General features: G+C 60.5%; 7 protein-coding genes. 3 read left to right on the plus strand and 4 right to left on the minus strand.

The genetic code is table 11. The features are described 5' to 3' along the window. Window positions 1-9 precede the first annotated feature (9 nt). The 3 genes from C7477_RS15695 to iolG all read right to left on the minus strand — a co-directional run bounded on the left by C7477_RS15695 (window position 10) and on the right by iolG (window position 3,426). Window positions 10-1,116 carry an ABC transporter permease gene (locus C7477_RS15695; RefSeq protein ID WP_110753848.1) on the minus strand — a complete coding sequence of 369 codons (1,107 nt, stop codon included), beginning with the start codon at window positions 1,114-1,116 and terminating at the stop codon, window positions 10-12. A 228-nt stretch (window positions 1,117-1,344) separates the two neighbouring features. Beyond that, complete coding sequence (locus C7477_RS15705) at window positions 1,345-2,265, minus strand: sugar ABC transporter substrate-binding protein (protein WP_110753851.1); 921 nt, start codon at window positions 2,263-2,265, stop codon at window positions 1,345-1,347. A gap of 168 nt (window positions 2,266-2,433) precedes the next feature. After that, a complete protein-coding gene (gene iolG / locus C7477_RS15710) occupies window positions 2,434-3,426 on the minus strand; it encodes an inositol 2-dehydrogenase (protein WP_110753853.1) in 993 nt (330 codons plus the stop codon). Between the two features lie 166 nt (window positions 3,427-3,592). Between iolG and C7477_RS15715 the strand changes: the two genes are divergently transcribed. Both C7477_RS15715 and C7477_RS15720 read left to right on the plus strand, forming a co-directional pair. After that, complete coding sequence (locus C7477_RS15715) at window positions 3,593-4,615, plus strand: LacI family DNA-binding transcriptional regulator (protein ID WP_110753876.1); 1,023 nt, start codon at window positions 3,593-3,595, stop codon at window positions 4,613-4,615. A 165-nt stretch (window positions 4,616-4,780) separates the two neighbouring features. Next, window positions 4,781-4,999 (plus strand): con-10 family general stress protein, encoded by a 219-nt coding sequence (locus tag C7477_RS15720; RefSeq protein ID WP_110753855.1) that lies wholly within the window; start codon window positions 4,781-4,783, stop codon window positions 4,997-4,999. Window positions 5,000-5,056: 57 nt separating this feature from the next. Here the strand turns inward: C7477_RS15720 and C7477_RS15725 are convergent, their stop codons facing one another. Next, window positions 5,057-5,917: an SDR family oxidoreductase gene (locus C7477_RS15725; protein ID WP_110753857.1), complete on the minus strand. Its 861-nt coding sequence runs from the start codon at window positions 5,915-5,917 to the stop codon at window positions 5,057-5,059. 329 nt (window positions 5,918-6,246) lie between these two features. Between C7477_RS15725 and C7477_RS15730 the strand changes: the two genes are divergently transcribed. Then, a complete protein-coding gene (locus C7477_RS15730; protein ID WP_110753859.1) occupies window positions 6,247-6,795 on the plus strand; it encodes a DUF992 domain-containing protein in 549 nt (182 codons plus the stop codon). Window positions 6,796-6,929: the final 134 nt, after the last annotated feature.

Consider the following 6,929-nt stretch of genomic DNA (forward strand, 5'->3'; position numbering starts at 1 on the left):
GGATCATGCTCAGCGCTCCCCCGTCACGCGCTTGCGGATTGCGTTGTTGAAAAGCACGGCGATGAGGAGCATGGCGCCGAGAAACACCTGGAACCAGTCCTGATCGAAGCGGGTATAGGTCAAACCAATCGTGACCATGCCGAAAAGGATGGCGCCGAAGAAGGCGCCGATGGCCGAGCCGTAGCCGCCGGTCAGCAGGCAGCCGCCGATGACGGCCGTGATGATCGCCTCGAACTCCTTCATGAAACCACGCCGCGCATCGGTGGATCCGGCATCGATCACGGTGATGATGGCCACAAGCGCCGCGGCTGTTGCCGTCAGCATGAAGAGCATGATCTTGACGCGGCGGACGGGCACGCCGGAATTCTCAGCGGCAAGGGCATCGCCGCCCGTGGCGAAGATCCAGTTGCCGAACGGCGTGCGCAGGAGAACCCAGGTCGCAATAAGTGCGAACAAAATGAACCAGATGATTTCGACGGGAACGCCCGGCACTTTCGGCGCGCCGGATTTGAAGGCGTCGATGACGCCCGCCTTTGCCAGCCAGTCAAAGAGAAAGCCAAAGGCATCGCCGGAAAAGATCGGCGTCAGGAAATCGCTTGCGACCGCCTCGCGAACCCCGCGCAACTGCGTCGCGCCGCCGGTGAATATCTTGAGGCCAACCAGCGAAGCGCCACGCAGGACGAAAAGCCCCGCAAGCGTGACGATAAAGGATGGCAGGCCGGTGCGGATGACGATGAGTCCATTCGCCGCGCCCAGCACCGCAGCAAACGCAATCGTCAGCGGAATGGCAAGGATGAGCGGCAGGCCCATATTGACGGTGAAGACGCCGAAGATCATGCCCGCGAAGGCAACCATCGAGCCGATCGACAAATCGAACTCGCCACCGATCATCAGCATCGCGGCGGCAATACCAAGAATGCCAAGCTGCGCCGCCGGCGTCATGAAATTCATGATGCCCGAGAGCGTGAACATGCTGCGGTCGGCGGTGATCAGGAAAAAGATGGTGACGAGGATCACGCCCCCGATGGCGCCCAGCTCCGGCCGTTTCATGAGTTTTGTCGCGAGAGATTCGGATTTGATCCGCTCGTCGGTCTTAGCCAGCGTATCGGTGGACATGGGTTTTCCTTTATTCTGCGGAAACGCTGGGGCATGAACACCCCCCTCTGGCCTGCCGGCCATCTCCCCCTCAAGGGGGGAGATCAGCCTTCATAAACGTTCGGCACCAATCGCAGATGTCTGATGATGAGGGCCGAGCGTCGTCCCAGCCAATCTCCCCCCTTGAGGGGGAGATGCCCGGCAGGGCAGAGGGGGGTACTGCCTCGCGCCAAGCGTTAACGCTCTCGCCTACCTAATCCCCTTCGCCGAAAGCTCGATCACCTTCGCCGCGCTATCCTTCGTCACAAGGTTCGGCCCGGAAGGCACATCACCACCCGGCATCAGTCCGTACTCGGCATTCAGCGCCAGAAACGCGACCGGCAGATAGCCCTGCAGGAACTGCTGTTGATCGATGGCGAAAGCGGCCTTGCCGTCGGCAACCTGCTGGAGAAACCCTGCCGAAAGATCGAACGTCGCGATCAGCACATCGTCGCGGCCAAGCGCCTGCGCGGCCTTGACCGCCGGCTCGCCCACCAGCGTGGCGTTGAGGCTGAGAACGGTGTTGACATCCTTGTCGGATTCAAGCGCCGCCCGGACCTTGGATTCCACTTCCGCCGGATCGTTGCTCGTCGGCAATACCGTGACCGGTTTCCCGAAGCCTTCCGTGAAGCCGGCGCAGCGTTGGTCGAGCGAGACGTTGCCGACTTCCTGGTTGATGCAGATGCCCTTCTTGCCGCCCATTTCGGCAAGCTTGGCCCCGGCGACCTTGCCGGCATCGAATTCGGACTGGCCGACATGGAGACGCGCGCCGAGCTTGTGCGAGACATCGCCGCCCGAATTGATGGAAATGACCGGGATGCCAGCCTCGACCGCGCGCTTGATCGAGGGACCGAGGGCATCGGCATCGGGGATCGAAACCACGAGGCCATCCGGATCCTGGTTGACCGCCGCATCGATCAGCTGGCCCATCTTGACCATATCGAATGTGTCAGGCGCGCGGTATTCAACATTGACGCCGGTATCCTTGCCCGCCTTCTCCACGCCGTTCTTGACCACGGACCAGAACGGATCGTTCGCCTGGCCATGGGTCACGACGATGATGTCAGCGGCAAGAGCAGGGGTGGCCGCCAGAATCGCGGCGGCTGCGACAGCTGCGAATAAATTTTTCATGCTATCCTCCCATTGAGCATGATCCCGAAAAGTTGAAGACTTCCAGGTAAGATCATGCGGTTGAAAAGAGGACGCCACCTCCTGACGTCCCGTTCACCCGGTCACGCGGGACCGGCACCGAGAGCCGGCGACCGCACCTCCCCGTGCGGCCGTGGGCAATTCATCGTTTCACATCGGCGGTTCGACGGGCTGGCCCGTCCTCGCGGATATCGTCGCAGCTTCGGCGAGCGCCAGTGCGGCGACCCCGTCGCGAAGCGTCACCGGAATGTCGGCGCCATCGAGAACGGCCTTGACGAAGGCATCCCATTCCGCCGCGTAGGCGCGCATGTAGCGCTCCAGGAAAAAGAATTCCGGCCTGGCGCTCGTCACACCGGCGGCTGTCGCCTTCGACACGGTGTTCTCAAGAACGTTCGCCGCCGAAAGCAGGCCTTGCGAGCCGAGAAGCTCGAGGCGCTGGTCGTAGCCATAGACGGCGCGGCGGCTGTTCTTGATGACCGTTATGCGGCCATCGGCATAGGTCAGCGTCACCACCGCCGTATCGACATCACCAGCCGCGCCGATCGCCGGATCGACGATCGAGGTGCCGACGGCGGACACGGTTTTCGGCATGTCGCCCATGATGAAATTCGCCATGTCGAAATCATGGATCATCATGTCGCGGAACAGGCCGCCGGACAGTTTGACATAGCTGAGCGGCGGCGGCGCCGGATCGAATGACGTGATCGACAGAAGTTCCGGCTTGCCGATTTCACCGGCGGCGACAGCGGCCTTGATCATCGCGAAATTCGGGTCGAAGCGCCGGTTGAAGCCGATCATGACAGGCACACGGGCGGACGAGACGGCTTCAAGGCAGGCCCGCGCTCGATCAAGCGACAGGTCCACCGGCTTTTCGCACAGCACGGCCTTCCCGGCGGCGGTCGCTTTCTCGATCAGGTCCGAATGCGTATCCGTCGAAGTAGCGATCAGCACGGCATCGATGGAGCTATCCGCCAGAATTTCCTCCGTGCTCGCGGCCTTTGCGCCATGGGCTTCCGCAAGCAAGCGCGCCGCATCCTCGTTGACATCAGACACGGCAATCAGCTCGCTTCTCGCATGGCCGGCAATATTGACGGCGTGCACACGGCCAATGCGGCCGGCGCCGAGCAATCCAACTCTCAGCACTCTATTCCTCCCAAGCGGTTCCTCTGCCGCTAGGGGAGTAGACTATCCAGTCTTTGCTCACGTGAGCAAGAGGATTATGCTCCCGTGAGCAATTTTTCTGAAGGGTTGACTGAAATCGTTCTATAAGGGAGTGCGATCCGGTTGAAAAACTAGGACAGAGATGGAAATGACGGACGGGAAGAAAGCGCATTTTGCGGGCAATGTCACGGCGGACGATGTGGCGCTTGCAGCCGGCGTATCGCGCTGGACGGTCAATCGCGCTTTCCGCAAAGATGCCTCCATCTCCGCCAAAAGCCTCGAAAAGGTCATGGCCGCAGCCGAGCGGCTGGGCTACGTGCCGGACCTCAGGGCCGCCAGCCTCGCCTCCGATAGGTCCAATCTGGTGGCGCTGCTGATCGACGATTTCGCCAATCCGCACAAGCTCGTGATGATGGAACGGCTGACCCGTATCCTGCGGCGCGAAGGCTGGGATATATTGCTGGTCAACACGCTTGACCGGGACGATGCCGGGCACGCGCTTCTAAACGCCAGCCAGCGGCGCGTGGACGCGGTGATCCTGATCGGCATTCAGTTCGATGATGAGGTGCTCGAAACCGCGCTCCATGCGCGGCGGTTCCGCAAGCTCATCATTTTCGCCCGCACATCGCAGAACCCGAACACGATCTCTATTGCCGTCGATGATGTCCTCGCCATCAAGGAGATGGCAAATTACGTGAACGCGCGCGGCTATCGCAGGCCAATGTTCCTCGCCGGACCGCAAACCTATTCCGCGCATCTCTTACGCAAGGAAACCTTCGTCGAATATTGGCGCGAGCATTTCGGCAATGAGCCGGAGATCGTCGGGGTGCCGGCATATGATCCGGTGCTGGCCGCCGGGATCGTGATGGAGAAATTGAGCGAACGGCCGGCGCTGGCGCTGCCGGATATCCTCGTCTGCGAGAACGACGCTCTGGCGATGGGCGCCATTGATGTCATCCGGCACAGGCTGAACCTGCGCATTCCCGAAGACATCGCCGTGACCGGCTTCGACGACGTGCCTCAGGCCGCAAGCCCCAACTACCAACTGACGACATACCGGCAGCCGCTCACCGAAATGGGCGAATACCTTGTCGAAGTGCTCCAGAGCTCGGAGACTGAAAATCTGGATCGGCTGTTCGAGGGGAAATTGATCGTCAGGGATAGCGCCTGAACATACGCGGCGGATGGTCGATTTGGTGATCGATGGATTGCGATTTCACGCGCGGGCGCGCGGGGATGAGCGAGCGATCAACTTTCAAGAAAATGAAATCTATCGGGGAACATCAAGCAAGTTGACAGGTTAAGAGAGTGTTCACCAGCTAAAGGAGATAAGAAAATGGCTGATAACACTTCGAACCGTGGGTTTGCCTCAATGGATGAGGACAAGCAGCGGGCAATCGCCTCGAAGGGCGGTCATGCTTCGGGTGGTAACTTCAAGAACGACCCCGAGCGCGCTGCGAAGGCCGGCCATAAGGGCGGCCAGGTTTCGGGCGGCAACTTCAAGAATGATCCGGAACGCGCCGCACAGGCCGGCCGCAAGGGCGGCGAGCATTAACCCATGCAGACCCTCCCAACGAAACGCCCGCCAGAGTGGCGGGCGTTTTTTGTTGGCTTATAGGATAGGCCTGCCGCCGGTGACGGCGATGGTTGCGCCGGATGTATAGCTCGACAGCGGATCGGCCAACATTACATAGGCAGACGCAAGCTCCGCCGGCTGGGCCGGCCGTTTCATCGGCACCTGCTTACCGAAATTCCTGACGGCTTCGTCAGGGAGCGTGGAGGGGATGAGGGGCGTCCACACTGGTCCCGGCGCAACCGTGTTGACGCGAATGCCTTTCTCGGCGAGCAGTTGCGCGAGACCCGCCGTGAAGTTCTGTATGGCGCCCTTGGTCGTGGCATAGGCGAGCAGCGATGGATTGGGCATATCGGAATTGATCGAGGCGGTGTTGATGATCGCCGAGCCTGGTAACAGGTAGGGCAGGGCGGCCTTGGTCAGATAGAACATCGCGTGGATGTTCACGCGGAATGTCAGGTCCCATTCCTCGTCGGTGATATCCTCCAGCTTGGCGAAGCTCGCCTGATGCGCGGCATTGTTGACCAGAATGTCGATACCGCCCAACTCGCTTACAGCTGTTTCTACGATCTGGCGGCAGGCTTGCGGATATTGCACGTCGCACTTCACGGCAACGGCCTTGCGGCCTTCCACTTCGATGAGCGAGCAGGTGTCCTCGGCGTCGGTGTCTTCCTCGATATAGGCGATGAGCACATCCGCGCCTTCGCGGGCAAAGGCGAGCGCGACGGCGCGGCCAATGCCGCTATCGCCGCCCGTGATGATGGCTTTCTTGCCTTGAAGCTTGCCGGAACCGCGATAGCTCGTCTCGCCGTGGTCCGGCCTCGGATTCATCCTGCCCGTGGTGCCGGGCATTGGCTGGTGGGGCGTATCGAATGGCGGGGTAGGGTGGTGCGTTTCCATGTCCGGTCTTCCTTTCTGATTTAATGGAGTGGAAACGAGGAGGCGGGCTGGATGTTCCAATAGTGAGCAGTGAGGCAGTGAGCGGTAAGCGGTAAGCAGTAAGCAGGGCGATAGCGCCTTTTTCCGGCTCACTGCTCGCTGCTCACCGCTCATTGCTCCAATCACGCGCTCGTGAGGATAATCGAGGTTGCATATGGCGAAATGCAACAATTCGTGCGTCGAAACGTTGGATCATTGTTCCGCCACATGTGTGGCCCATGACGCTCCCGCCCGTTTGAGTAGAAACGAAAAATGGACGGGCCACAAAAGTATTTGAAGGAGTTACAGGGATGAAGAAGATTGTTGCCGCAGCGCTTGCCGCTCTTCCGGTTCTGGCATTCGGCGGAACCGCCCTTGCGGCCGATATGATTCGCGAGGCGCCCCCGGTCCAGGTACAGCCTGACCAGCGGGATGGCGTGCGCATCGGCTATCTGGATTGCCGCGTCGGCGGCGGCGTCGGTTATGTGATCGGTTCGGCGAAGGAAGCGGATTGCGTTTTCACGTCGACCATGGGTGGCGGTGAGCCGCTCGACCATTACACCGGCGTTATCCGCAAATTGGGTGTGGATCTCGGCTTTACGACGGAAGGACGGATGATTTGGGCCGTTTTCGCGCCGACCGCCGGGTATCATCATGGGTCGCTGGCCGGCCTCTACCAGGGCCTGACGGCGGAAGCCAGCTTCGGCCTCGGCGGCGGGCTCAATGTCATGGGCGGCGGTACCGCAGGCTCCGTGCAGCTGCAATTGGTCAGCCTTACAGGATTGAAGGGCCTCAATCTTGCTGCCACGAGCACATCCATGACGCTTACACCTGCTACACCCGCAATGCCTGCAGGCTAAGCACTACAACAAAAGCCCCTCCCCAGTGCTTCCACATGGTGAACTGACCCCGTAAAGTTGGACAGTTTAAAGGCTGGGACGATTTAAGGGCTGGGTCCTGTATTGTACAGGGCTCAGCCCTTTGAGTTTCATTT

It is taken from the genome of Paramesorhizobium leguminum, assembly GCF_003217235.1.
Lineage (GTDB): Bacteria > Pseudomonadota > Alphaproteobacteria > Rhizobiales > Rhizobiaceae > Paramesorhizobium > Paramesorhizobium leguminum.